Annotated in this window: 27 protein-coding genes and 2 tRNA genes; 20 read left to right on the forward strand and 9 right to left on the reverse strand. The window is 43.1% G+C overall.

Annotated elements, in window-relative coordinates; all coding sequences use genetic code 11:
• Positions 1–41: 41 nt before the first annotated feature.
• The 5 genes from EQU50_RS07655 to EQU50_RS07675 all read right to left on the reverse strand — a co-directional run bounded on the left by EQU50_RS07655 (position 42) and on the right by EQU50_RS07675 (position 3,140).
• On the reverse strand, positions 42–884 hold the full coding sequence (locus EQU50_RS07655) for a hypothetical protein (protein WP_130154537.1): 843 nt from the start codon (positions 882–884) through the stop codon (positions 42–44).
• A gap of 201 nt (positions 885–1,085) precedes the next feature.
• Positions 1,086–1,286: a hypothetical protein gene (locus tag EQU50_RS07660; protein ID WP_130154538.1), complete on the reverse strand. Its 201-nt coding sequence runs from the start codon at positions 1,284–1,286 to the stop codon at positions 1,086–1,088.
• 111 nt (positions 1,287–1,397) lie between these two features.
• Entirely contained in the window at positions 1,398–1,838 is a 441-nt protein-coding gene (locus tag EQU50_RS07665; RefSeq protein ID WP_130154539.1) for a DUF2383 domain-containing protein, read from the reverse strand.
• Positions 1,839–1,946: 108 nt separating this feature from the next.
• Positions 1,947–2,915 (reverse strand): glycosyltransferase family 9 protein, encoded by a 969-nt coding sequence (locus EQU50_RS07670; RefSeq protein WP_130154540.1) that lies wholly within the window; start codon positions 2,913–2,915, stop codon positions 1,947–1,949.
• A gap of 42 nt (positions 2,916–2,957) precedes the next feature.
• Entirely contained in the window at positions 2,958–3,140 is a 183-nt protein-coding gene (locus EQU50_RS07675; RefSeq protein ID WP_130154541.1) for a hypothetical protein, read from the reverse strand.
• Positions 3,141–3,387: 247 nt separating this feature from the next.
• On the opposite strand from EQU50_RS07675, the gene EQU50_RS07680 reads away from it, so the two are divergent.
• From EQU50_RS07680 to EQU50_RS07715, 8 genes are all read left to right on the forward strand, one after another.
• Complete coding sequence (locus EQU50_RS07680) at positions 3,388–4,056, forward strand: hypothetical protein (protein WP_130154542.1); 669 nt, start codon at positions 3,388–3,390, stop codon at positions 4,054–4,056.
• A gap of 321 nt (positions 4,057–4,377) precedes the next feature.
• The gene (locus EQU50_RS07685; RefSeq protein ID WP_165380397.1) at positions 4,378–5,541 is read left to right on the forward strand and encodes a low temperature requirement protein A; all 1,164 of its coding nucleotides are present in this window, start codon (positions 4,378–4,380) and stop codon (positions 5,539–5,541) included.
• Positions 5,542–5,787: 246 nt separating this feature from the next.
• Entirely contained in the window at positions 5,788–6,672 is an 885-nt protein-coding gene (gene accD, locus EQU50_RS07690) for an acetyl-CoA carboxylase, carboxyltransferase subunit beta (RefSeq protein WP_130154544.1), read from the forward strand.
• Positions 6,669–7,064: a holo-ACP synthase gene (gene acpS / locus EQU50_RS07695; protein ID WP_130154545.1), complete on the forward strand. Its 396-nt coding sequence runs from the start codon at positions 6,669–6,671 to the stop codon at positions 7,062–7,064. Before accD ends, acpS begins: the two co-directional genes overlap by 4 nt.
• Before the next feature lie 10 nt (positions 7,065–7,074).
• The gene (gene lepB / locus EQU50_RS07700; RefSeq protein WP_207216340.1) at positions 7,075–7,839 is read left to right on the forward strand and encodes a signal peptidase I; all 765 of its coding nucleotides are present in this window, start codon (positions 7,075–7,077) and stop codon (positions 7,837–7,839) included.
• Positions 7,839–8,513 (forward strand): ribonuclease III, encoded by a 675-nt coding sequence (rnc, locus tag EQU50_RS07705; protein WP_130154546.1) that lies wholly within the window; start codon positions 7,839–7,841, stop codon positions 8,511–8,513. The genes lepB and rnc overlap by 1 nt, the downstream gene beginning before the upstream one ends.
• Positions 8,514–8,625: 112 nt before the next feature.
• Positions 8,626–9,975, forward strand: coding sequence for an MFS transporter (locus EQU50_RS07710; RefSeq protein ID WP_207216341.1), 1,350 nt, complete (start codon positions 8,626–8,628; stop codon positions 9,973–9,975).
• Between the two features lie 44 nt (positions 9,976–10,019).
• Entirely contained in the window at positions 10,020–10,271 is a 252-nt protein-coding gene (locus tag EQU50_RS07715; RefSeq protein WP_130154547.1) for a hypothetical protein, read from the forward strand.
• 40 nt (positions 10,272–10,311) lie between these two features.
• On the opposite strand, the gene EQU50_RS07720 is transcribed toward EQU50_RS07715, so the two are convergent.
• Positions 10,312–11,529, reverse strand: coding sequence for an MFS transporter (locus tag EQU50_RS07720; protein ID WP_130154548.1), 1,218 nt, complete (start codon positions 11,527–11,529; stop codon positions 10,312–10,314).
• A gap of 165 nt (positions 11,530–11,694) precedes the next feature.
• Positions 11,695–12,501 carry an enoyl-ACP reductase FabI gene (fabI, locus tag EQU50_RS07725; RefSeq protein ID WP_130154549.1) on the reverse strand — a complete coding sequence of 269 codons (807 nt, stop codon included), beginning with the start codon at positions 12,499–12,501 and terminating at the stop codon, positions 11,695–11,697.
• A 173-nt stretch (positions 12,502–12,674) separates the two neighbouring features.
• Here fabI and EQU50_RS07730 point away from each other — a divergent pair, with 173 nt between their 5' ends.
• Both EQU50_RS07730 and EQU50_RS07735 read left to right on the forward strand, forming a co-directional pair.
• A complete protein-coding gene (locus EQU50_RS07730) occupies positions 12,675–13,043 on the forward strand; it encodes a hypothetical protein (protein WP_130154550.1) in 369 nt (122 codons plus the stop codon).
• A 110-nt stretch (positions 13,044–13,153) separates the two neighbouring features.
• Positions 13,154–13,948, forward strand: coding sequence for an LpxI family protein (locus tag EQU50_RS07735; protein ID WP_130154551.1), 795 nt, complete (start codon positions 13,154–13,156; stop codon positions 13,946–13,948).
• 9 nt (positions 13,949–13,957) lie between these two features.
• Here the strand turns inward: EQU50_RS07735 and EQU50_RS07740 are convergent, their stop codons facing one another.
• Entirely contained in the window at positions 13,958–14,680 is a 723-nt protein-coding gene (locus EQU50_RS07740) for a 3-oxoacyl-ACP reductase (protein ID WP_130154552.1), read from the reverse strand.
• Positions 14,681–14,847: 167 nt separating this feature from the next.
• Between EQU50_RS07740 and EQU50_RS07745 the strand changes: the two genes are divergently transcribed.
• From EQU50_RS07745 to EQU50_RS08590, 5 genes are all read left to right on the forward strand, one after another.
• Positions 14,848–16,023: a hypothetical protein gene (locus EQU50_RS07745; protein ID WP_130154553.1), complete on the forward strand. Its 1,176-nt coding sequence runs from the start codon at positions 14,848–14,850 to the stop codon at positions 16,021–16,023.
• 148 nt (positions 16,024–16,171) lie between these two features.
• A tRNA-Phe gene (locus EQU50_RS07750) sits at positions 16,172–16,247 on the forward strand.
• A 128-nt stretch (positions 16,248–16,375) separates the two neighbouring features.
• A complete protein-coding gene (locus tag EQU50_RS07755) occupies positions 16,376–17,524 on the forward strand; it encodes an ISAs1 family transposase (RefSeq protein WP_130153184.1) in 1,149 nt (382 codons plus the stop codon).
• 336 nt (positions 17,525–17,860) lie between these two features.
• Positions 17,861–18,838, forward strand: coding sequence for a tRNA dihydrouridine synthase DusB (gene dusB / locus EQU50_RS07760; RefSeq protein ID WP_130154554.1), 978 nt, complete (start codon positions 17,861–17,863; stop codon positions 18,836–18,838).
• A gap of 24 nt (positions 18,839–18,862) precedes the next feature.
• Positions 18,863–19,141 carry a helix-turn-helix domain-containing protein gene (locus EQU50_RS08590; RefSeq protein WP_130154555.1) on the forward strand — a complete coding sequence of 93 codons (279 nt, stop codon included), beginning with the start codon at positions 18,863–18,865 and terminating at the stop codon, positions 19,139–19,141.
• 206 nt (positions 19,142–19,347) lie between these two features.
• On the opposite strand, the gene EQU50_RS07770 is transcribed toward EQU50_RS08590, so the two are convergent.
• Positions 19,348–20,121 (reverse strand): outer membrane protein, encoded by a 774-nt coding sequence (locus EQU50_RS07770; RefSeq protein ID WP_130154556.1) that lies wholly within the window; start codon positions 20,119–20,121, stop codon positions 19,348–19,350.
• Positions 20,122–20,373: 252 nt separating this feature from the next.
• Between EQU50_RS07770 and EQU50_RS07775 the strand changes: the two genes are divergently transcribed.
• The 5 genes from EQU50_RS07775 to grxC all read left to right on the forward strand — a co-directional run bounded on the left by EQU50_RS07775 (position 20,374) and on the right by grxC (position 23,560).
• Positions 20,374–20,604, forward strand: a complete 231-nt coding sequence (locus EQU50_RS07775; RefSeq protein WP_130154557.1) for a hypothetical protein — start codon at positions 20,374–20,376, stop codon at positions 20,602–20,604.
• Between the two features lie 69 nt (positions 20,605–20,673).
• Complete coding sequence (locus EQU50_RS07780; protein ID WP_130154558.1) at positions 20,674–22,617, forward strand: UvrD-helicase domain-containing protein; 1,944 nt, start codon at positions 20,674–20,676, stop codon at positions 22,615–22,617.
• A gap of 77 nt (positions 22,618–22,694) precedes the next feature.
• Positions 22,695–22,770 (forward strand) — tRNA-Lys (locus tag EQU50_RS07785).
• 22 nt (positions 22,771–22,792) lie between these two features.
• A complete protein-coding gene (locus EQU50_RS07790; RefSeq protein WP_130154559.1) occupies positions 22,793–23,305 on the forward strand; it encodes an RNA pyrophosphohydrolase in 513 nt (170 codons plus the stop codon).
• A 3-nt stretch (positions 23,306–23,308) separates the two neighbouring features.
• Positions 23,309–23,560, forward strand: a complete 252-nt coding sequence (grxC, locus tag EQU50_RS07795) for a glutaredoxin 3 (RefSeq protein ID WP_130154560.1) — start codon at positions 23,309–23,311, stop codon at positions 23,558–23,560.
• Positions 23,561–23,570 lie beyond the last annotated feature (10 nt).

A 23,570-nucleotide genomic window follows, 5' to 3' on the forward strand; every position in this document is an offset into this window, starting at 1 on the left:
TACAAAAGTTTGGGAAATAGCAGAAACCGTAATTTTAAAAACTAGGCTGAGGAGATGTCAGTGCAATCGCCATGGGCAGGTATAAGAGATGCCGCTTGGGCTGCTTGATCACATGACGCCGAAATCAACAAGGAAAAATCAGACTGCGTTCTTAAAATATTGAATAAGTCATTTGCATAAGTTGACGCCTCATTTAAATCGGCTGTTTCGCTTAAGGATTTCGCTAATCCTGGAATAATGCCAACAGATTTGGGTTTTTCAAGACCAGCCGCGGTGGATGTTCCTGATCTGTTTTGAACCCAATACGCGTCCAAATACTGCCAATATGAATCTTGAGCTAACCTTTCTTTAAGCCACGTTCCAGCTAGGGGGGCTGTCAAGATTTGTTTGTTTTCAACGAAAGAATAGGCGCCAAAATGATCCCTGTAAGCGGATAACAAGACAGAACTTAAGTAAGCCACATAATCTTGTTGAGAAGCATCTTGGAAAATTTTGGTTTTGCTTTCAATAAACGCCACAACTCCTTCCTCACTCAACGCATCTTGCTGCCGTAAATAACGAACGGCGGAATAAAGGGCCTGGGTGAGAATGTTTCTTTCTTGTTCATTAGAAGGTTGGGGAAGGCCTGTGCGATAGGGGGTCGCGCCAAAAGAAATTAAAGCCAAGGCGATGGGGACCGCTTTTTCCTTGCTGGTTTCAACCTGTAAATGTTTAGACAATAAATCAAAAAGCTGAATATGCTGGCTAATAGCAACCTCTTTAACATACATAGGTGCCGTTTTTTCCAGGCTGCTTTTAATAAAATTTTGAATATCAAAAGCACTTGAAAAACTAGTTGTATTGAGAAAAACAAAAAGGCTTAAAAAGAGGATCCTTAAATTCATTGACATATGATTCCTTAATATTTTGGTTAATACCCGTCGCGTTTTGAAGATTTCCTTCAAAGCTGTTGGGCATATCCATGGTAGGAGGACAATCGTTAATAAATAGTTAATCCGCTCGATGCTTATTTGGTGTTGGGGAACCTATGTTCTTTTTTGTGATGAATGGCCCTGGAAAGGGCAGAGAGGTCATGGGCCGTTGACTCATTTTTCAAAGTAACTACCGGACCTGTTTAGGATATCAATTGGCCTGGGATCTTTATCGCCACTGATAAAGTTTGTCAGGATCAACGCTTTGTCAGCTGTTTCATAAAGGAGAGCCGTTGCTGATGCACTTGCCTGCACACCTAAAAGCTTGAGGGGAGACCCGCGCGTAAATAAGCACAATGATTCAAACTTGCGCATGCAACGGGCTCTTTTAAATCAGCCGTTTCGCTTAAGGATTTTGTTAACAGTGCAAGATCGACTTTTTCCAAATTAGTGGCAAACGCGCTTATGTTCGGAAAAATAAAACAATTAAATAGTATCAAACCACGCTTTATGACGCCGCTCATCTTCAAGGCCTCTTTTAAGTATCTCAATCCCGTCTTGCCACATATCAGGATAATTTTGCATGCGTTCATAAGCCTTATTCGTGTCTTCCTCATTGCTGCGCATAGCGCTTAAAATGGTATTGTCGCCCACTAAGTTTGCTAAAACTACTTTTCCTTTCGTGAGCCATTGTTTTGCGAGGCTTGGTCCCGTAGGGGCATCTTCACTATGTTTTTTCAAGAGGATACTTAATTCAGTGATATGGCGTTGATGGTCTGCTTTGAAGCTTTCAAGTTTTTCAATGTAAGTTGTATTGTCCAGGCGATTAATGGCGGCTTGGTACGCTTCCACCGCATCGTAATCCAACTCAATTAATTCTTTTAAAGCTTTGACAAAGTCACTTTGTGTTCCAACGAATGTTGCCATGATTAAACCTCCCTTTAAAGTGTTCAATTCTATTTAGCCTACTAAAGGGCCAAAGTATTGTTGAAAAATTATTAAAATTCTCCTTAACAAGGATTGCTTTTTTTATTCCTAATTCTGTTTGTATTGTTGGTTTAAAATTTCCCAGACCGTATCGACGGTCAGGTCGTTCATGTAACAATCTTGCGATTGGTGAGAGAAATTTGGCATTGCTTTTAATTGATCATAGGTTTTGAGAATGCGAATCACCGTATTTACTTTTACGCCAGTTTCGGCAAAATGCCCGTCGTACGGCCCATAATTTTCCTCGCGCGAGGGGCCAAACAACCCAATCGTTGGTGTCCCGACAGCGGCAGCCATATGCATCAAGCCAGAATCATTGCCCAAAAACAGTTGGCATTGCTGTAAACAGGCACCAATTTGCCCCAGGTCATAATGGCGATCCATTAAATTGATCAGTTTTGCTGGCGGCACATTTTCAACCAACGTTTGAACCATCGGACGTTCATGAGGGGCTGCGATCAGAACAATTTTGGCGTTGGGGTGGGTTTCGCAAAACTTACCTGCAATGGTTGTAAATCGTTCAATCGCCCATTGTTTCCCAACCCAGTTGGCCGCTGGCGCCATAGCCAGGTAAAAGGTTCCTTCGGGCAACAGGTTTTTGGCAACCTCCAAACGGTTATGTTTAAACCAAATAGTGGGTGACGTCACAGGAATCCCCACCATGGATGCTATCTGTTCAACCTTGTGCCTTTGGTCATTGGGCTTTTGGCGCCAAACAGATCGCCGACCACATCGAAGCGCATAGCTAATGACGGATCCGCGCAGATCGATCACCCAATCCCAATGCTGGCCTTTGACTTGTTTCCATAAATTAAACCAGTGCCGGCTGTGCTTTTGTTTGGCAAAAATGATCAGGTTATCCAACAAAGGGTAATCGGTAAATAATGGGGCCGGTAAAGGATCCGAGGCGATGGTTACCTGGGCGCTTGGGGTGGCGTTTTGAATATGGTTTAAAACCCCTGTTGTTAAAACAGCATCCCCGATACGGCTGCAGGTGATAAATAAGATTTTTTTCATATTGCGTCTCCCATTTCGTCTTGCGTGGGTTACAAGGCGACTTTAAGATTCACCATAGATAAGTCTTGCCTTCACAGCCACAAAATTAGGCACATTACTGTCTAAAATTAAGTCGATCATCGCAACTTTTTTGAAAACTTTTACAACCATTTTCAGGGAAAATGGGGCGTAATCAATGACCTGTTTGGCAAAAAATCGCCGGATGCGCTCAAGCTTGGGTTTCAACGTCCCCTCGGTTTTTAAAGGCTTTGTAAGAACATGATGCCCTACATTGCGTTGGTCAATAAGAACCTAAATTATGAAATTGTAAGTTTCACTGCTGTTTTTATGCCAGTTGAAGGTTTGTGTTAGGGTGCTGATGAAGGATTTAAAATTCATTTCTCTTGCAATTTTTAGAATTATTTCTCGAAAAATAAACCTAAATCCTTCACTTGAACAGCCCTACCTCATTTGGTGCGGGGCAGTGTGAAAAATGACATATCAAAAGAAAGAACTTAAAAATGTCAAAATTCAAACCTTATATAAAATTAATCTTAGGATCCTCCTGACGTTTTATGCAGGAACAGCCCAAGCATCTTCAGCTGCATCTTCATCTCCAGGCGTGCTGAATGTTAGTGAGGAAGCTATATATAAAAAGTTTTTAACGGGGAAATTGATTTATCGCCCGACGCCGGGGAATGATGATGGGATGAAAGTGTTTTCGATAGCTGATTTATCGTATCCATTAGGAGGGACATTTGATTTGTCTAAGTTCGGAGACACATGGCAACATTTGAATATAGCGACAGGGTATCGCACAGGTAAGAGCGAGAAGAACCGCAGCAAGGTCGAGATGTGGATAGCACCTAGGTTTTTGATTGACCAGACGCGATGTTCATCAACGGATCCTTTTATAGGAATTATGGGGAACTGGTCCACGGATATTGGTCTTTTTTGGACTTGGGGTGGCTGGCCTGTTCATTATGATACTATGGATTCTTTGACTAATAAAACTTTTGACCAATTGGGACATAAGAACTTATTTGAACATTGGCTAGATGCGGCCGGGTACAAAAGTGAGGCGGAGCTGGAAGGTTGTCTGTGCTGGATCAGCTGGAAGGCTGCGGCCGCTCTTAAATGTTTCACTTTTAAATTTGAATAAGGCCAAAAATCGACAGTTTAACCGAGCAGGGGACGCTGCTGGTTGGCCGGTATCCAACATGAGGAAATTCCCCCCGGGTAGGAGCTTTTGAACAGACTCTTAAAACATCTTAACCGTCGGCAATCCAGTCTCAGCCAGCGGGCTCATTTGCCGACGTACAACCGCAGTTTCGCAAGTGTATCAGGTTTTTTTGAAGCTAAATTCAGAAGATTGGTGAGAGTTTCTTGAAAATAGGCATTATATAATAGCAATACTGATAAGTAGAATTACGGACAACTTTCACATCATCAATCCTACAAAATGCTTTTAATTGGGTGCAATATGAATTTAAATTCTTTCTTTAAAAAACCAGCCCTACTAACAGACAGCCACAACCATAACAGAAAGGTTGGCTGGTTAGATTTATTCCTTGATTTATATTTTGTAGTGGTTATTTCTAAACTTGCCCACCATATTATGGAACACCCTAATTTGAAGGGTCTAGCTGAATTTATTCTCTTGTTCGTTTGTCCTGTATGGATATGGATGCTAGACACTTTTTACAAAGAACGGTTTGAAACGGATAACAATTACACCCGTTTTAATAATTTTTTGCTTATGTTTATAATTTCAGGCTTTGCTATTTTCTCGCACCATGCATTCGGAAAATATGCCAATTGTTACATTATAACCTATATTGCAGCCCATTTATTATTGGATATTCGGTGGTTGCAAACTTACAGGCATGTCGATGTTTTCTCGCCTATTGCCAAGAAGTATTTGGCAGGCTCGTTTTTCAGTTTATCTTTTCTTATGGCAGCTATTTATATAGAAGGAAGCACAAAATATATATTTTGGACAATTGCCCTTGTTTTTGATCATTTGATCCCTTTATTTACAGTTAAAGAACATAAAAAGCTTCCTGCATACAGCAAGCATCGTTTACCTGAAAGATTTGGTCTTTTTTTAATGATTATTTTGGGCGAGTTAGTAGCCACTGTGGTTAATGAATTATCGCAAACCCATGAATTAAGACGTTCTCAATTTGCTAACGGTTTTTTAGTTTTATTAATAGGTTTTGCTTTTTGGTGGCTTTATTTTGATTTGATTGCTGGGAAAGGCCCTAAGAAGAAAGTATATGTCACCTTTATATGGAGCTATCTTCACATACCTCTATTCATAGCCTTAACGGCTGGCGCTGTTTTTCTAAGTTACTTTGTGGCTTTTGAGCCCGCTATTCCTGCGAAAGAATTTATCGTACTTTCAGCATTGACTTTAGGATGTAGCCTGTTATTGAAAGGGATGATTGCTTATTCGACTGATCAAGATCTTAAATACAGCAAAGCATTTCATCAAATTGTCCTTGGCGCAACTGTTATAGGTTTAGGAATTATCTTTAAAAACTATAGACAAGAAATTTTTCTTTTAAGCGCTAATATATGTTTATACGTGTTCATACTGACCCATATAAAAGAGGCTTGGTCGGGCTCCCCTGTAGAAGATTAGAATGATCCCAAAGTATGAAAATTAGGTTTTTAGAGAGGCCTTATATATCATACCCCATTCAGATCATTTCCCGGGTTTTTCTGTTTGATCATTAGCCCATAAACTTCGGTTCAAAATCCTTACATAGCTGGCTATGCGTGGATTTTTCAACTTGTTTCTGGGTGAAATCTCTGCCATAAAATTCCCGCAAAATGATCTGAATGGGGTATAGTACAGTCCCTACAGTAATTAAATCAGGATCTAACGATGAATTGGCTCACCAACTTTGTTCGCCCTAAAATCCAGGCTTTTATTGGCCTTAAGAATGATATACCCGATAATTTGTGGACAAAATGCCCCAAATGCGAACATATGTTGTTCCAAAAAGATTTGGAAAAGAACCTTTTGGTTTGCCATCATTGCCAACACCATTTGCGGTTGACATTGGCGCAACGCCTGGAATTTCTTTTTGACGATGGTAAATATACAGAAACCCAAGTGCCGGGCGTAAAACATGATCCGCTGAAATTTCGCGACACCAAGAAATACAGCGATCGTTTAAAAGAATATCGTCACAAAACCCAACGGGATGATTCTGTTTCGGTGGCCTATGGACTGATAGGTGGCCAGCCTGCTGTGGTGGCCTGTTTTAATTTCTCGTTTATGGGTGGGTCCATGGGAATGGCGGCAGGGCAGGCCCTTGTTACAGCGTCTGACTTAGCCATCAAAACGGGCGTTCCCTTGATTGCCGTGACAGCATCGGGCGGTGCCAGAATGCAAGAAGGTATCTTATCGCTAATGCAAATGCCACGGACGGTTATCGCCGTTGAAAGGGTGAAAGAGGCGGGCTTGCCCTATATTACCCTTCTAACAGATCCTACTACTGGTGGCGTCAGTGCCTCGTTTGCCATGTTGGGGGATGTTGCCTTGGCTGAACCGGGCGCTATTATTGGGTTTGCAGGAGCCAGGGTGATTGAAGAGACCATCAGGCAGAAATTACCCGATGGTTTTCAAAAGGCCGAATACCTTTTGGCTCACGGTATGGTTGACCAAGTGGTTCATCGTCATGAATTGAAAAAAACCCTCAGTCAGCTTTTAAAAATGTTGTCGGTGGCCAATGAAATGCCGTTGAAAAGGTTTGCCACTTCGTGATTGTTGGAATTGGCACTGATTTGATCGATTGCCGCCGCCTGGAAAAAGCCATAGGGCGCCATGGGCAACGGTTTTTGGACAGAGTGTTCACCCCCCAGGAACAAAGGCGTTGCTTAAATCGTCATCACGTATACCAAAGCTTTGGAAAGATCTATGCGGCGAAAGAGGCCGCTTTGAAAGCTATCGGCAATACAAAAGGAATTGATTGGCAACACATTGAAATTGACCATTTTCCAACAGGTAAGCCCCGTGTTGTTTTAACTCACCAAGCGTTAGCCAATTATAGTGCTTTGATACCTGTTGATATGTGTGGCAAACTCGATCTATCCTTAACGGATGAGCCCCCATACGCCCAGGCGTTTGTGGTCATATCGGCAACCTTTTTAAGTTAGAGCGTTTTATATGGAAACTAGTAAAGAGAATAAACTTCTAGGAATGGACAAAGCTAATCTTAAGAAAGAAGTACGCGGTCTGTCTTGGGCTTTTCTGATTGCCATGATAATCCGAACTTTTATCTATCAGCCATTCAATATTCCGTCCGGATCGATGATACCCACCTTGTTGATCGGTGATTATTTGTTTGTGAACAAGTTTTGCTATGGGTATTCGCGTCATTCTCTGCCGTTTGGGGTGAAGTTGTTTTCGGGGCGCCTTATGCATAACGAACCGTTGCGCGGTGATGTGGTTGTGTTCTTTAACCCCAAGCACGATAACCTAGACTATATCAAACGTCTGGTTGGTTTGCCGGGTGACCGTATTCAGGCGATCAAAGGGGTTTTGCATATTAACGGTTCGGCTGTAAAACTAGAACAGATAGAGGATTACCATACCGTCAATGATAAAGGGCAACTTGAGGTTATCCCACAATACATCGAAACGCTGCCTAATGGTGTTAAGCACCCTATTCTAAAAAAGTTTCCTTTTGGACAAGGGCGCCTTGATAATACAGAAGAGTTTACCGTGCCAGAAGGGCACTATTTCATGATGGGTGATAACCGTGATAATTCACAAGACAGCCGTGTTCCAAATGCTGTAGGGTACGTCCCAGCTGAAAACATTATCGGCCGTGCCGAGGTGTTGTTTTTCTCAACCGAGGCTAAATGGTACGCACCTTTAGATTGGCCTTTTGGGTTGCGTTATAATCGTCTTGCTCAACTTATTCGATAATGGAAAGACTTCAAGATCTAGAAAAAAAAATAGGGCACGTTTTCAGAAATAAAAACTTGCTGGAGGCTGCCCTTACCCATTCTAGCATTCGCCCGGGTGGTAAAGATTTTGAACGACTGGAATTTCTGGGGGACCGTGTTTTAGAACTGGTCGTTGCCGAACAACTTTACCTCTATTTTACAAAAGAAAAAGAAGGTGACTTGGCCAAACGCCTTGCTGGTCTTGTTTGTCGAGAGGCTTGTGAAAAAGTTGGCCAGGAATTAGAGCTGTCAAATTTTATTATGCTGAATGGTGCTGAGTTGGGGCCTAGGTCCGCGATCTTAAGTGATGCGGTTGAGGCTTTGTTAGGGGCCATGTATCTGGATGGTGGTCTTACGCCCTGCAATCACTTCATCAAGCTTTATTGGACAGATTTACGCAACAAAACTCTCAGTCCGCCAAAGGACCCCAAAACAACCCTTCAGGAATGGGCGCAAACTCATGAAAAGGCCGTTCCTACTTACGAACTTATTGAGACGACGGGCCCTGATCATGCGCCAACTTTTCTCGTCCAAGTGCACGTTTTAAATCATGCCCCTGTTAAGGGAAACGGCACGTCTAAACGTCAGGCTGAACAAAATGCAGCATTGAATTTTATGGAAAATATACCCGTTCGACATGGAAAGAGTCTTTGATGAACTTTCGAAATCAAAGTCGAGTAGAAAAAGCTTAAGTTTTTCTCATAGGTCATTTATGGGAAATTGACTTATTGGTTGTGCGTAGACCTTTAGATAGAAGAGACAGAATTTGGGATTTTTTACAGGTTTGAATCGTCAACAAAAAGAAGCGGTTGGTCTTTTGCAGATTGGCACCTTCTTAGAGTATTTCGATCTTATGCTGTATGTGCATATGGCTGTTCTCCTCAATGAGCTCTTCTTTCCCGAAACCGATCCTCATACTGCTTCTTTAATTGCGGCCCTTGCCTTTTGTTCAACTTATGTTCTTCGGCCATTTGGTGCCTTACTGTTTGGCTGGATTGGTGACAATATTGGCCGTAAAACCACCGTTATTTTGACAACTATGATGATGTCAGTAAGTTGCCTTATTATGGCCAATTTACCCACGTATGCCCAGATTGGTATCACGGCCGCTTGGTTGGTTACAGCTTGTCGTATTATTCAAGGTCTATCATCCATGGGGGAAATTATTGGGGCTCAGATTTATGTATCTGAAGTGACAGTCCCACCCGGCCGTTATGTAGGCGTCGCTGCGCTTGGTCTTGCTTCTTCAATCGGGGGGATGGCCGCGCTTGGTCTTGCTTCATTGGTTACCCATTTTTCCATGAGTTGGCGTATAGGTTTTTGGGCAGGGGCTGGCATAGCTGTCATTGGGTCCTTAGCGCGTACCAGACTAAGAGAAACGCCCGAGTTTGTGGACATGAAACGAAAGAAACGATTGAATGTTGAAAGAAGTCACAAAAACGACTCGCAAAAAACGGTCATTATAGACAAATTCAATTTGGCAATAAGTAACACACAAATTCCTAAACAAAGATGTTTTGCATCCTTTTGTATCGAATGTGGTCAGCCTTTTATGTTCTATTTGACCTATATATACTTTAATCCGATTCTTAAATCTTTTGGATATTCATCTTCTGACATTATTTTTCATAATTTTTTTCTGTCAGTATTTACTGTTTTTTGTGGAGTATTAATGGTTTTTCTGTGTTTAAAGGTTTATCCATTAAAGATATTAAAGTTTAGAATGTATTGTTTTATACCTTTTGTGGTTGTTCTGCCTTTTTTAATTTTAAGAAGTATTGCGCCGTGGCAGATATTGTGTTTACAGATGATCATCATCATGTTTCCTGTAAAGCCATTTCCAGCTGATGCCATTTTCATGAAATCGTTTCCTGTACAGAAAAGATTCACCATTAATATCTTTATTAATGCTCTTTCACGGGCATGGATGCACTTAGTTGCTGCCTTTGGTCTTGTTTATCTAACGGAGTGGTTCGGCTACTACGGTATTTGGGTTATTGCGTTTCCTCTAATCGGTGCATTTTTTTGGGGTGTTCGTCATTTTGAAAAACTAGAGAGCTTGCACCCTGGGAATGATTCACAAAAACAAACGGTAAAATATGAACGCGTTGCTTAACAAGACATGTATGGAAAGTTTAAAGATTTATAGGAAGTCTGGAAATGCTTAAATTATTAAGAGTTCTTCATGTTTTGTTGGTGCTTGTGGCTCTTGTGTTGGTCCCCGTCGCAATTGCCCATGTTGTCTTGCCGCGGGAGTGGTGTCTTTTTTCCGGGTATTACTTGATTCTTTTGTATACGAGTGTTCTGTTGATTTTGGGGGGTATTTTTACCTTTCCAATCGTTATAGGCATTTTAAAGAAACGAGAAGACATGCTATCTGCTCTTCCCGCTGAACACGACAGGGCGGCTTGATGAAAGGTCGAAAAGAAAAGCTTAAGTTTTTCTGCTTCCTTTAAGAAGTCGCCTTCTTTCTGAACGGAATCAGGATCAACAAGGTTGCCAAAGATACTGCCCCAATAATTCCACTGGCCGTAAAGGTCATGGCCTCGCCATAAAGCTGGGCGATCGTGCCACCCATGGTGCCTGCCAAAACAAGCGCGATTGCACTGGTTAGGTAGAAAAATCCAAACCCAGTGCCCCGTAAGTCGTTTGGAACTGTATCAGCAATAAGGGCCATAAACATGCTTTGTGTAATGCCAATTTGGACTCCCCAAACGGCAACTCCCATTAACATGATCGATAAATTAGTGGCTGTGGCTAACAAAATGTCGGCCACAATTAAAACGGCAAACCCGATTCCCAAAAGGGCGTATCGGCTGACTTTATCAGACAAGCGCCCTATGGGGTAAGACGCCAGCGAGTTGGTTCCATTATACAAAATAAGAATCAGGGGGATATAACTTTCAGACAGACCAAAATTTTGGTGCGCATGTAAGATCAACATGGCTTCACCCACGCGGGCCAGCATAAAGACACCCGCCACAATCATCAGCATCCAATACGTGCCCCCCAGGCGATGTAAATCAGCTATCCGAATAGGATGCCGCTTAATGGCTTCGCCTGATTGTTGTGTGGGGGAATCCTTAACGGCAAAAATTAGGATCAAAAGGCCCATAACGGCTGGGATGGTGGCAATCCAAAAAACTTGGTGGAAGTTCTGATTTGTTAAAAGCATGGCTGCCACACCGACAATCCCACCAAAAAAAGAACCGGCGGTTGCTAAACTTTGGCGCAATCCATAACAAGTACCTTTAATTGATTCCGGTGACAAATCACCCACCAGCGCATCGCGTGGGGTTGACTGAACGCCATTACCAATGCGATCTAATACGCGAGATGTAAATACTGCTCCAAAAGACGAGGAAAGGGCTAATATAGGGCGCGCAAGTGTCGCCAAACCAAATCCCCAAACCATGATAATTTTGCGGCGTTTCAGATAATCACTGAAAACCCCCGAAAAAACTTTGACAGCATAAGCACTGGCTTCCACAATGCCTTCCAGTAAACCAATCCAACCCGTGGCTACGCCTAGAATCGTTTTCATGTAAACGGCCGATAGGCCAAAAACAATGACCGACGAAACATTGATCAGAAAGCTGGCGAGACCGATTGCCCAAATGGCTTTTGGAACAGGAGTACGGCTAGACAACGAAGAAGGAGGAATTGTCATATATTTTAAAAAATTTTTTGGGTAGAGCGCTTAAAAGGACAGCTGAATACTTTGAAAAGCTGTGCCATTTAAATGCCTTACTGCAATAATTGCCAAAGGATTACTGATGTGTGCTCAACTTTAACACCAAGATGTGTTCTTTTGTCAAGGTTTTAAAAGGTTTGTTTAAACCAGCGCAATGTCAGGCGCATCAACGGCTTTCATTCCCACAACATGGTACCCAGCGTCAACATGGTGTACTTCGCCTGTCACGCCACTTGATAAGTCACTTAAAAGATATAAACCAGAGCCCCCTACATCCTCTAAGGTAATATTTCGCTTCAACGGTGCATTATACTGGTTCCATTTTAAAATATAACGAAAATCACCAATACCAGAAGACGCAAGAGTTTTTGCAGGCCCTGCTGACAAGGCGTTAACGCGAATCTTTTTACCACCCAGGTCAACGGCTAAATAGCGCACGCTGGCCTCTAGTGCAGCTTTAGCAACACCCATCACGTTATAGTGGGGCATAACCCGTTCCGCGCCATAGTAGGTCAGCGTTAAGAAACTGCCACCCTCTGGCATTAATTTTGACGCTTCACGGCAGACTTCCGTAAACGAATAACAGGAGATATCTAATGAATTGAGGAAATTTCCACGAGAGGTATCTAGGTATTGGCCTTTTAATTCTTCCTTATCGGAGTACGCTAAAGAGTGAAGGACGAAATCAATTGTTGGCCATTTTTTTGCGATTTCCTCAAAAGCTTGACTAACAGCACCTGGTTGACTGACATCGCAAGGGACAAAAAAATCAGACCCCACCGTTGCGGCCAGGGGTGACAACCTTTTGAGAAGGATATCTGTTTGATACGTAAAGGCAAGCTCAGCGCCTTGTTGGTGCAAGGCTTTGGCGATACCCCATGCCAAAGAGTGATCATTAGCAAGGCCCATGATGACCCCGCGTTTTCCCTTCATCAACAATTGTGTCATTTACTCTGCATACTTTATTGTCACAAACTTCTGAGTATATTAATGGCCTAATCGGCCCGAAGTTTCAAGTGGTTTGGGAAGTTTCAAAAATGGAAATAAAATTAACAATATATTAATGATTTGTTTTTATAATAAAGAGGTTATTTGAAATAAAAATAAAATTGGAGAATATAATGAAAATTTTTTTAAATATTTTGACTTTGGTTATTATTGCTTCGGCTGGAACATCAGCGTGGTCAGGGCCTTATGGCGAAGGTGAATTGAGTAAAGAACAAAAAGAAGTTGTGAAAGCCTATAATAATGCGGTGGATTTACAAAAGAAGGTGAGAGAAGAAAAAAATGCGAATGCAAGAATTAAAAAAGTCAACCAGTACACGGATGCTGTGCAAAATTTGGAAAAACACTGTAAAAAAGTCGAATGTTCGCCTAAAGATCCCCACGCTGGATCTGATTTTTGCTTAGATCATTGCAGTTTCAATAAGCGAGGAGAGCCGATAGTAAATTCAGAAAAAGGGGAATCATCATTAGCCGCAGCGGGCTAACCCAAAGAGCAAGTCTTTGAGAAAAGTTTGGAAAAGACTTACAACGGGCATTTTTCTAACAATGCTTTCTTTTTTTTGCTAGAATTGGCGAAATTTTAGGAGGAACCTTTGTGACCTTAGCCCTCATTGCTGGCAGTGGAAATCTGCCCGTTGAAATTCTTATAAGTTGTCGCGATCGTAATTTGGTTGTGGTGGGGTTTGAGGGACAAACAACGCCAGACCTACACCCAGAAATGGTTCTATTCCCCTTGGGCAGCATTGGCAAAGTCCTTGAGTATTTACGTGAACAAGAAGTGACCGACATTATTTTTGGTGGCGCCCTCCGGCGTCCCAGCTGGTCAGAACTACAATTGGATAAAACTGGAACCCAGTGGCTTAAAAAACTAGGTTGGAAGGCCTTAAAGGGTGACAACGATTTGTTATCTGGGATTCTCGATTTGCTGAAGCACGAAGGGTTTAACATTTTAAAGCCAAGTGATGTTTTGGATGATCTTTTGGCTGCATCTGGTTGTTTGACTATAGTTCAACCTAATGAACAAGACTTGGCTGATATTGGAAGGGGGGCAGACATCTTAAAAGTTCTATCCCTTAATGATATTGGGCAATCTATCGTTGTTCAACAGGGCCTTGTCTTAGGTGTGGAAGCCATCGAAGGCACGGCTGCATTAATCCAACGTTGTGACCTTTTAAAACGACAGGGAGGGGGCGGTGTTTTGGTTAAAATTGCTAAAATAAATCAAGATCAACGCATCGACCTGCCCACCATTGGCCGCGAAACCATTAACCAAATAAGCCAAGCAGGCTTTGCAGGCATTGCTGTCAGTGCCGGCACCACCCAGATTCTCGACTTTCACACTGTTATTAAGCAGGCAAATGATCTGGGTGTTTTTGTGGTGGGTGTTTAATGAGTCCCGTTAACTTAGATAAAGCCCGCCGTTCACATTCAAAGTCTCGCCCGTAATATAAGCGGCTGCATCGCTGACCAAAAAACCAACTGCGTGGGCGATTTCATTGGCCTGGGCCAGGCGACCTTTCGGGATTTGTTGAATGATTTTTTCTAAGATGGGTTGGCTGATGGCCTGCACCATTTCGGTGTCAACATATCCAGGCGCCACCACATTAACTGTAATATTTTTAAGGGCTGATTCCAAGGCTAGGGCTTTGGCGAACCCAATAATTCCGGCTTTGGCAGCACAGTAATTAGTCTGTCCACGTTGCCCCTTTAAGGCATTGACCGATGATATCAACACAATCCGGCCAAAGTTATTTTCACGCATTGATTCCAGAACCGCCTGAGCCATATGGAAGCAAGAATTTAAATTGGTCTGGATGACGGCTTGCCAATTATAGACAGGCATTTTATGCAAAAATCCATCGCGGGTAATCCCTGCGTTATGAACCAAAATTTCTGTGGGTCCGTGTTCCTTTTGAATTTGTTGCATATGGTCCTGGCATGCCTTTGCATCACTGACATCCCATGACTGAACCACAACATCATGCTGGGCGGCAAAATTCTGGGCGGCTTCATGATTTGTGTGGTAGTTGGCGATAACGCGGTATCCCTTTGCTTTCAAATCTTGGCTGATGGCGGCACCAATGCCACGCGTTCCCCCTGTAACAACAGCTAATTTATTCACAGCGACCTTTTAATTATTAGCTTCAACATTAAATTATTTTAATACAAATTTAGTAAAATTTCTACAATTTGTTGTGCCGATATCAAATTTTAATACATTTAATAATATTTTAATAAATTAAATGGATAATTAAATTATATTGCATAAATAAGGGAATGTTGATTGTTATGTCTGCGCGTAATCATAAATTTTTAAAAGCTGTTTTATCCGTTTTTTTAGTCGCTTCTTGTCAAGACGTCTTCTCGGCAGAAGGGGTAAGTGTGGATTTAGATCGCGTCAAGAACCCGAAGTTCGCTGTTGTGGAGGGAGATGAGGGGTTGAAAAATCCTCACCTCACAGCTGTTGAAAGGGACTCGCGTTTTCACTACAGCGAAGAGGGTTCGAGGTATGTTTGTTATTTTGATGAACCCCCCTTCCGCAAAGAAGGCAGTAATGAGTTGGTGTTGGATGCTGACTTTAGCCTAGATGCAAAAGCAACAGTAACAGTAACCGGCACTAAAGGCCAACCTGAAGCAGCGTTGATTATTGGTGATACGCCAGACTTATCCGATGTTACGTTTGGGAATGGTGAGAATCGAGAGAACTTCATCATCGCAGATGGTGGCGTTCTAGGGGGATTTGGAACAGTCTTTGCCCAGGACTTGACGTTTCAACCGGGAAGCACCTGGCGTCCGTCTGTAGGCCTCAAAAAACCATCTTCGGGACTTTTAAACGTGGCGGGGACATTTACTTTGCCCACAAACATAGAGATTGGTGGAATTCTGGCAGGTGATTTCCCTTTCCCACCGAATGGCTTCAAAGTGGCGACTTATGGAAGTTTATCGGGTAATCTAGCCACTTTGAACGCTCAACTGGCTCCGTATAACTTATCTCTTAGAAACTGCAAGCCTGAAAGGTCCCTTGTCTTGAAGAAAACGGTGTTGGTCACCTTTACGGTGCCAGGACGTTGTAACGGAAGCTGGATTACCCATTACTCAGAAGGTTGCTTTCTGCGGTATGGTCCTCCAAGGATACCTGGAAGGCCAGAATTTTTTGGTGGGGAGACTGCCGATATTTGCTTAAATAACTGGAAAGGGATAACGACTGGGGATCTTCAAGCTAGATGTTCAGAGGAGATCTCAGACTTTTGGTTTTGTTCTGTTCCTTTGTGTTGTGGTGAACAATACGCAATCCAGGTGTGGACAAGCCTAAGCTATAATAGTTGCGATCAGGGGAGCTGGATAGCCCAGTGTCATGTGGATTTGACAGACTCCCAGAGGTTTAGAAGCCTGATGGGCACGACCCCTGATTCGATGCCACTTCATGTGGCGTACGAATTTACCTATGGAGAGGGGGCTGAGTAAGATTTCGGTGTTTAAAATTACATATTAGATACACCGGACGGCATTTCTTTCTTTTTAATTTAGAGACTATCCGCAAACAGACTGGACAAGGGGCGGAAATCCTTTTATAAAAAACTTAGGGTAAGGAATTTTTAGGAACCACTTATCTGCCCAGATAGCTCAGTTGGTAGAGCAAGGGACTGAAAATCCCTGTGTCGTTGGTTCGATTCCGACTCTGGGCACCATTCATGGCGATTGCACTGAAAATTAGTTTAGTATTCTAAAAATTATTTCCTAATTTTTTATTCGGCTTTTCTGCTGTTCTATCCGTTGTTATTATTCTTTTTTCTCAATAAAGAAAAAGGAAACAGGGATGCAGTTATCAGATACTTTCCTCAAACATTTTGAACCTCTTGCCGATCCTCGTATTGATAACCACAACAAGCTTCACAAATTGCACGATATCTTGGTAATAACAATATTGGCCACAATTTGTGGCGCTGATAACTGGGTTGATATTAGTGAATTTGGCAAAGCCAAATACGATTGGTTATCAACATTTCTCGAGCTGCCTAATGGTGTGCCATCTCATGATACTTTTGGCCGTGTGTTTTCCATACTTGACCCAGAGCAATTTGAATCCTGCTTTTATGCATGGATCAAGTCACTCTCTATCGATGTTAATTCTGAGATTATTGCTATTGATGGAAAAACGCTACGGGGTTCTGGCAACAGAAGAAAAGAGAAAAAAGCCCTACACATTGTAAGTGCCTGGGCAAGCAATCAAAGTCTTCTTTTAGGGCAAGTTAAAACGGATGAAAAATCCAATGAAATTACAGCCATTCCAAAATTACTCAAGATGATTGATGTTACTGGTAGTACAGTCACCATTGACGCCATGGGTTGTCAGCAGTCAATTGCTGAAGAGATCTTAATTCAAGGTGCAGACTACGTATTAGCTCTAAAAGATAATCAACCGAAGCTTCATGAAATGGTCAAGGCAATTTTCCATATAGGAGAATCACGTCAGTACAAGAAGATGCTTAATCGACGGAAAGTAGAGAAGATCCATGATCATGGTCGCATAGAAACACGTCGCTATACATTAGTATCAGCACGCGATCCGGCAGTATTTCAACTTCGTTGGCCTGGGTTAAAGGGTGTTGGCATGCTTGAAACAACACGCACAACTAATAATCAGGTTGAGCGTAGTACCCGCTACTTTCTAACAAGTTTAGCCTATGAAAATATTGATCAGTTTATGGTTGCTGTCAGAAAACACTGGAACATAGAAATTAACCTGCACTGGTCTTTGGATGTAGGTTTTAGGGAAGACCATAACCAGGTGCATGTTGGCCACGCGGCCAAGAATTTGGCTGTCATGAGACGTATTGCTTTGAATCTACTCAAGCAAGAAAAAACGAATAAACGAGGGGTGAGCTGTCGACGGAAGGTAGCAGGCTGGGACAACAAATACTTATTGAAAATTCTAACCGCTGACCACAATTTAAAGCGCGTTTGAGCGGATTGACTGATATAAACGGTAAGTCTTTTAAAGGGGAGGATAGTGTCTAAAAATAAAAAAAACAGGAAGTAGATCTCTCAAAACCTACAAAATCAAATCAATCTACAAAAGTTTGGGAAATAGCAGAAACCGTAATTTTAAAAACTAGGCTGAGGAGATGTCAGTGCAATCGCCATGGGGCACCATTATGGCAGCCCCCTATAAAATGATTAGCCCGCCGTCCGGCCTCATCTTGGTTCTTGCATCACAAACTAAAATCTTGAATTTAGCGCCTATTCCTTTTAAGGTGTGCAAGCGTTTTTATACCTTTTAACGAAGCCTCCTTATTGAATTATGACTGTTACGATTGGCCCTATTAAGCTTTGTATGCCTGTGATCTTGGCGCCTATGTCTGGCGTGACGGATATGCCATTTCGGCGGCTGGTGAAAAGGATGGGGGTAGGCTTGGTTATCTCTGAAATGATCGCCAGTCAGGCCATGATTCGTCATACGCGTCAAACTATGAAAATGATTGAAAAGTCCGCTGACGAGCAGCCTATGGCCGTTCAGTTAGCTGGTTGCGAGCCCGAGGTGATGGCTGAGGCGGCCCGGCTTAATCAAGACTTGGGCGCCCAGATCATCGATATTAATATGGGATGCCCTGTTAAAAAAGTCGTGAATGGTTACGCAGGGTCAGCCCTGATGCGCGACGAATTGCTGGCGGCAAGGATTATTGAGGCGACGGTTAAGGCGGTTTCTGTGCCTGTGACCTTGAAGATGCGGACAGGGTGGGATGATCACACGCGGAATGCGCCGCGCCTGGCTAAAATTGCCGAAGAATGCGGTGTGCAAATGATCACCATCCATGGGCGGACGCGCTGCCAACTTTATAACGGGAAATCAGATTGGGCGTTTATCCGCCAGGTTAAACAGGCCGTACACGTGCCGGTAATTGGCAATGGAGATGTGGTGACGCTGGCGGATGCAGAGGCTTTATTAGAGCAAAGCGGGGCCGATGGCGTGATGATTGGCAGAGGAAGTTATGGGCGCCCTTGGTTCCCTAACCAGGTGGCAGCGTATTTGAGTGATAAAACGTTATTGCCCGATCCGTCCCTTTCTGAACAACACCAAATTATCAAAGATCATGTGGAAGAAATGTTGCGTCATTACGGCGAAGAGACAGGTGTTAAAATTGCCCGAAAGCATGTGGGTTGGTATAGCAAAGGGCTGAACAAGTCGACAGATTTTCGTGTGAGCATTAATCAGGCGGATAACGCCCAGGCCATGAAAGCACTGATTGATGAGTATTATGTTGCTTTGTCAGATTCATAAAACGTTGTGAAAGATTCGAAGGAAATGTCCAAAAACCCTGTCCCCTTAAAAGATGAGTCTTGTTTAGGCCTGGGGCCAACCGTGCAGCAATTTTTGGAAACATATTTTCAAAACCACGGGGACGAGCTGCCCTGTTCGGGTTTGTACCATAGGGTCTTGCAGGAGGTTGAAAAGCCCCTGATTGAGATTACGTTGAAAGCAACCGGCGGGAATCAAAAAAAAGCTTCTGACATTTTGGGCATCAACCGAAATACGCTTCGGAAGAAAATTCAGGAATTGGGGTTGGAACAACCTCGCGATTAAAATGGCCTGATCCTGTTCCTTCTTGTGCATCCTCTTTACCGCCTCCCATCGTTACCCCCGCGTAGGGGGCCCAGTTGTATTGTGTCCTAGATTCCCGCCTGCGCGGGAATGAGACATATGGAGGACTAAAATAAAAAACCCGCGCTGTTGAGGCGCGGGCTTTGTAAGAGCTTTATTCTTAAAGGATGTCAAAATCCCTTAAAGATTTAGAACTTGTAACCGATACCAATTTTCATAGCATGTTGGCTGGTTTTGAAGTTGTGGTTGACAGAGGTACCGTTGATACCCGTGACACCAGACGCTAAGTCCCCAGTAGTCTGTGTTAACGAAATCTTTGGTCCAAACAAGTATGAATATTCTGCACGTAGAAACAAATTCTTCGTAACGTAAACTTCCACGCCGGCACCAGGTGCAAATTGAATACCCGTTTTGTTTTTTGTAACTACTTTTCTGTCTGTGCTGTTAGCGGGCACGGTGTTAACATCCAACAAGCCGCTGTTAGGAGTTACAGACGCTTTCCATTTACCAGATTCCATCGCTAAGCGAAGGTAAACTAAAGTGCTTGGGGTAATCATATAACCTAAGCGAGCTGCTAAACCATAGTAATACTTATGCTCTAGTTTAGCTTTCCAAAATCCAACTCTTTTCCCAGAAGCACTGTCGTCATAGGGTGAAAAAGAAGTCGTGTCAAAACCACCATAAACTTCACCACCGAAATACGCGCCGTTTCCGACGACAACGCCGTAACCTGCAAACAAACCAAACAATCCGCCAGCTTTACCGCTGTCATTTTTAAAGTTTTGAGCAAATTCAGACCCAGGATTTAGGCCCACATTTAATGTATTCTGGTTCGCATAACTATACTGTACGTTCGTTTGCGCAACACCGGCGCTGGCGCCCAAGTAGAAGCCGTTACTTGCATTAGCAGCTGAAGTCCCAAGAGCAGCAACAGCCAACAAAGCGATCGATAAATTTTTCATGTTAACTCCTTAAATTAGTAAACGGATAAAATTAGATTCCGTTATTGTTATGACTTAACTTTTATAGATTTGGTCAAAATGCACAATTTTTTTGACATCTTTTGAAGGTGAATTTATAAGGCAGTGTGATAAAAACCCCACATAATTTTTGTTTTGAGTGACCCACCATATGCCCAGGCTCATCGCTAATCCTTGAAAACCCTAGGCTTCCAGCTAACCTGGATGCCTACTCCCCTTATGGATTTTTCGATCATGACTCAAAAAACGCCTCTGACATCTATTACACTTATGGAACAACTGGAAGGCTTATACAACCTGGCCCTGTCCCAAGACAATCTGGCCCTGGCGCTGAAGGTGAAGGAGCTGCAGGCGAAGTCCCTGGGCCTTTTCCAACAGCCGGACACCCCGAATCTTTCAACGCTTTCTGATGAAAATCTTAAGAAGCTAATTGGTCAGTTGGCTGGTGATTTGAATACGGGGTGATTTTTTTCAATTGCAAATAAGGGAAAATTTCTAAACATTTAGATAACCTCAATTGTTAATCACCCCAAAATGCCGATTCCCTATCAACCCAAAATAACCCCCACATCTGAACAGACGGCCATAGTTCAGGCTGTCACATCTGGCCACAATCTGATGGTTTCGGCCTTGGCGGGAACGGGTAAAACCACAACGCTTAAAATGATTGCCCTGGCTTATCCTAAGCGACGGGGGCTTTACTTAACGTATAACGCGGCGTTAAAAACCGAGGCCCAGGCAAAATTTCCACCGTATATCCACTGTAAAACCATTCACGGCCTGGCTTATCAACAGGTGGGCGCAAAATATAAAGGGCAATTGAATCACAAACTCCACCATTCTGATTTAATCGAGTTTTTGGCGGTTCGACCTTTTACCCACGGCAAATTTCTTGCCAGTTCATCCCTTATCGCCTCTAGCGCCATCGATATGGTCAGGATTTTTTGCTATACAGCCGATGAACAACTGGAGCCCATTCACTATTCCCGGCGTTGGATTGAAAAACTGATGGTCAAATATGAACGGGACAATCTGGATTTTGATCTTGAAAACATCAATACTCCCCAAACATTTTTAGAAAAATTTATTGTGCTTTCCTGCTGGTATGCCAAAAGGCTGTGGCAGGCCATGATTGACGAGAACAATCACACCATTCCAGCAACCCATGATACATATCTGAAGCTCTATCAGCTTTCAAAGCCTATTATTGATACTTACGACTATATCATGTTGGACGAGGCGCAAGACGCAAACCCTGTTATTCTCGACATCCTGTCGCACCAAACGGTTCAAAGAATTTATGTGGGTGATAAAAACCAACAAATCTATGGCTTTCGGGGAACAAAAAACGCCCTGGAAACCATCAAGGCGGACACTTATTACCTGACCCAGTCGTTTCGGTTTGGGTCCGCGATTGCGGATGAGGCGAACAAGATCCTTGAAAGGTTAGGGGAAACCCATAAAATAAAAGGGTTTGATGCCATTCAAAGCACCATCGGGCCCATCGACAGAACAAAAAAGTACGCCTTTGTCTCGCGCACCAATGCCGGCATTTTTGATGAAATCATTCAGTCCAAAACATTGAACAGAAAAATTCATTACGTCGGTGATATTGAAAAAGTTATCAGTTCCTTTGAAAGTGCCTATCACTTAAAGAATGGGACCATCGCGCTGATCACGGATCTAACCATTAAGCGTTTCCCATCGTGGGTCAGGTTTGTTCAAGAGGCCGAGTTATCGCAAGATCACGAATATAAGGCCATGATTGACTTTTTGGACACCTATCAGGATGACGCCTTAAAGGTTTTGAAAGTGATCAAACGGTCTTGCCTTTACGGCGAGGAGGAAGCGGACGTGGTTGTAACCACGGCCCACAAGGCCAAAGGTAAGGAATGGACACAAGTTCTTTTGAATGATGATTTCAAAACCAATAACACCGAGGAAGATTGCATCTTTTATGTGGCCGTCACACGCGCCATAGAAACCCTTGAGTTGCAAAGAACAGAGGACTGCGTAGGTACCCAATTATTGACCATAGAGCTTGTGCCGAGGACTTGTGGGTTTTCAAATGTGCGATCCCATGTTCGCTACACTGATTGGGAAAAATTAAAGAAATACACGTTTAAAACGGCAGGCCATCGGTGTGAGGTTTGTAGAGGGGCAGGCGAACAATGGCCCGTAGAATGTCATGAGATTTGGCACTTTGACGATAAACGAAAGATACAAACTTTGAAGGGGCTGATTGCTTTATGCCCGCCATGCCATCAGGTTAAACGAATCAGTTTTGCAATTTCACAAGGGAAGGGCGACGAAGCGGCCGCCCATCTTGCCCAGGTGAATCACTGGAAGCCTGATCAGGCACAACACTATATTGACGAGCAGTTTCAAAGGTGGCGAGAGAGAAGCCTCCATCCTTGGAAGCTTGATATCGTGTGGTTACAAAACTTAGGTATCCCGATTCTTAAAAAGGGACGATAAAATCTTATGGTGCCCGAACTTATACATGTTAAGAGGGCTCGACAAAAGACTGGTGAATCGTCTATAAAATTAGTAAGGGGCGCCTAGCTCAGTTGGTAGAGCAGCTGACTCTTAATCAGCGGGTCGCAGGTTCGAATCCTGCGGCGCCCACCACATTCTTCCGATCAGGTTTTGAATGAGTACAGATTTTGAATCCCAAATGGAAGATGGTTATCGGCCCGGCGTTGGCCTTATGTTGCTTAATGCCGATGATCATGTGTTTGTCGGCCAGCGTATTGATAATGTTCGGATATCTTCAAACCCTTCGGATGGATGGCAAATGCCCCAGGGTGGCATTGATTATGGTGAAACACCCCTGCAGGCTGCTTTTCGAGAATTGAAGGAAGAGGTTGGCACGGACAAAGCCCAGCTGATTGCCGAAAGCGAACACTGGTACAACTATCGATTCCCCGATGTTCTAAGGCCCATATTATGGGATGGTCGTTTTCATTCCCAACGGCAAAAGTGGTTCTTATTGCGTTTTACGGGCAATGACGACGACATTCAAATTCATTCTGATTTCCACCCTGAATTTTCCAATTGGAAATGGCTGGAACCAGATCAACTGATCGACTTGATTATCGATTTTAAACGACCTGTTTATCAGCAGGTTCTTAAAGAATTTAAACCATTTTTTGAAAGGAAATAACCCATGGCGAGAATAGAAATCTATACCACGTCCACTTGTCCGTATTGCGTTAAAGCGAAGGCTTTGTTGAACAAGAAAAACGCATCATTTGAAGAAATCGACGTTTCGAACAATGCCAAGCTTCGTCAAGCCATGACCGAAAAAGCAGACGGGCGCACCAGCGTGCCGCAAATTTTCATTGACGGGCGCCACATTGGTGGCTGCGACGACCTGTATGCCCTTGATAAGTCGGGTGAATTGGATAAGTTGTTATAAGTAGGGCAGG

The sequence above is a fragment of the Candidatus Finniella inopinata genome, assembly GCF_004210305.1.
In the GTDB taxonomy this organism is placed as follows: domain Bacteria; phylum Pseudomonadota; class Alphaproteobacteria; order Paracaedibacterales; family CAIULA01; genus Finniella; species Finniella inopinata_A.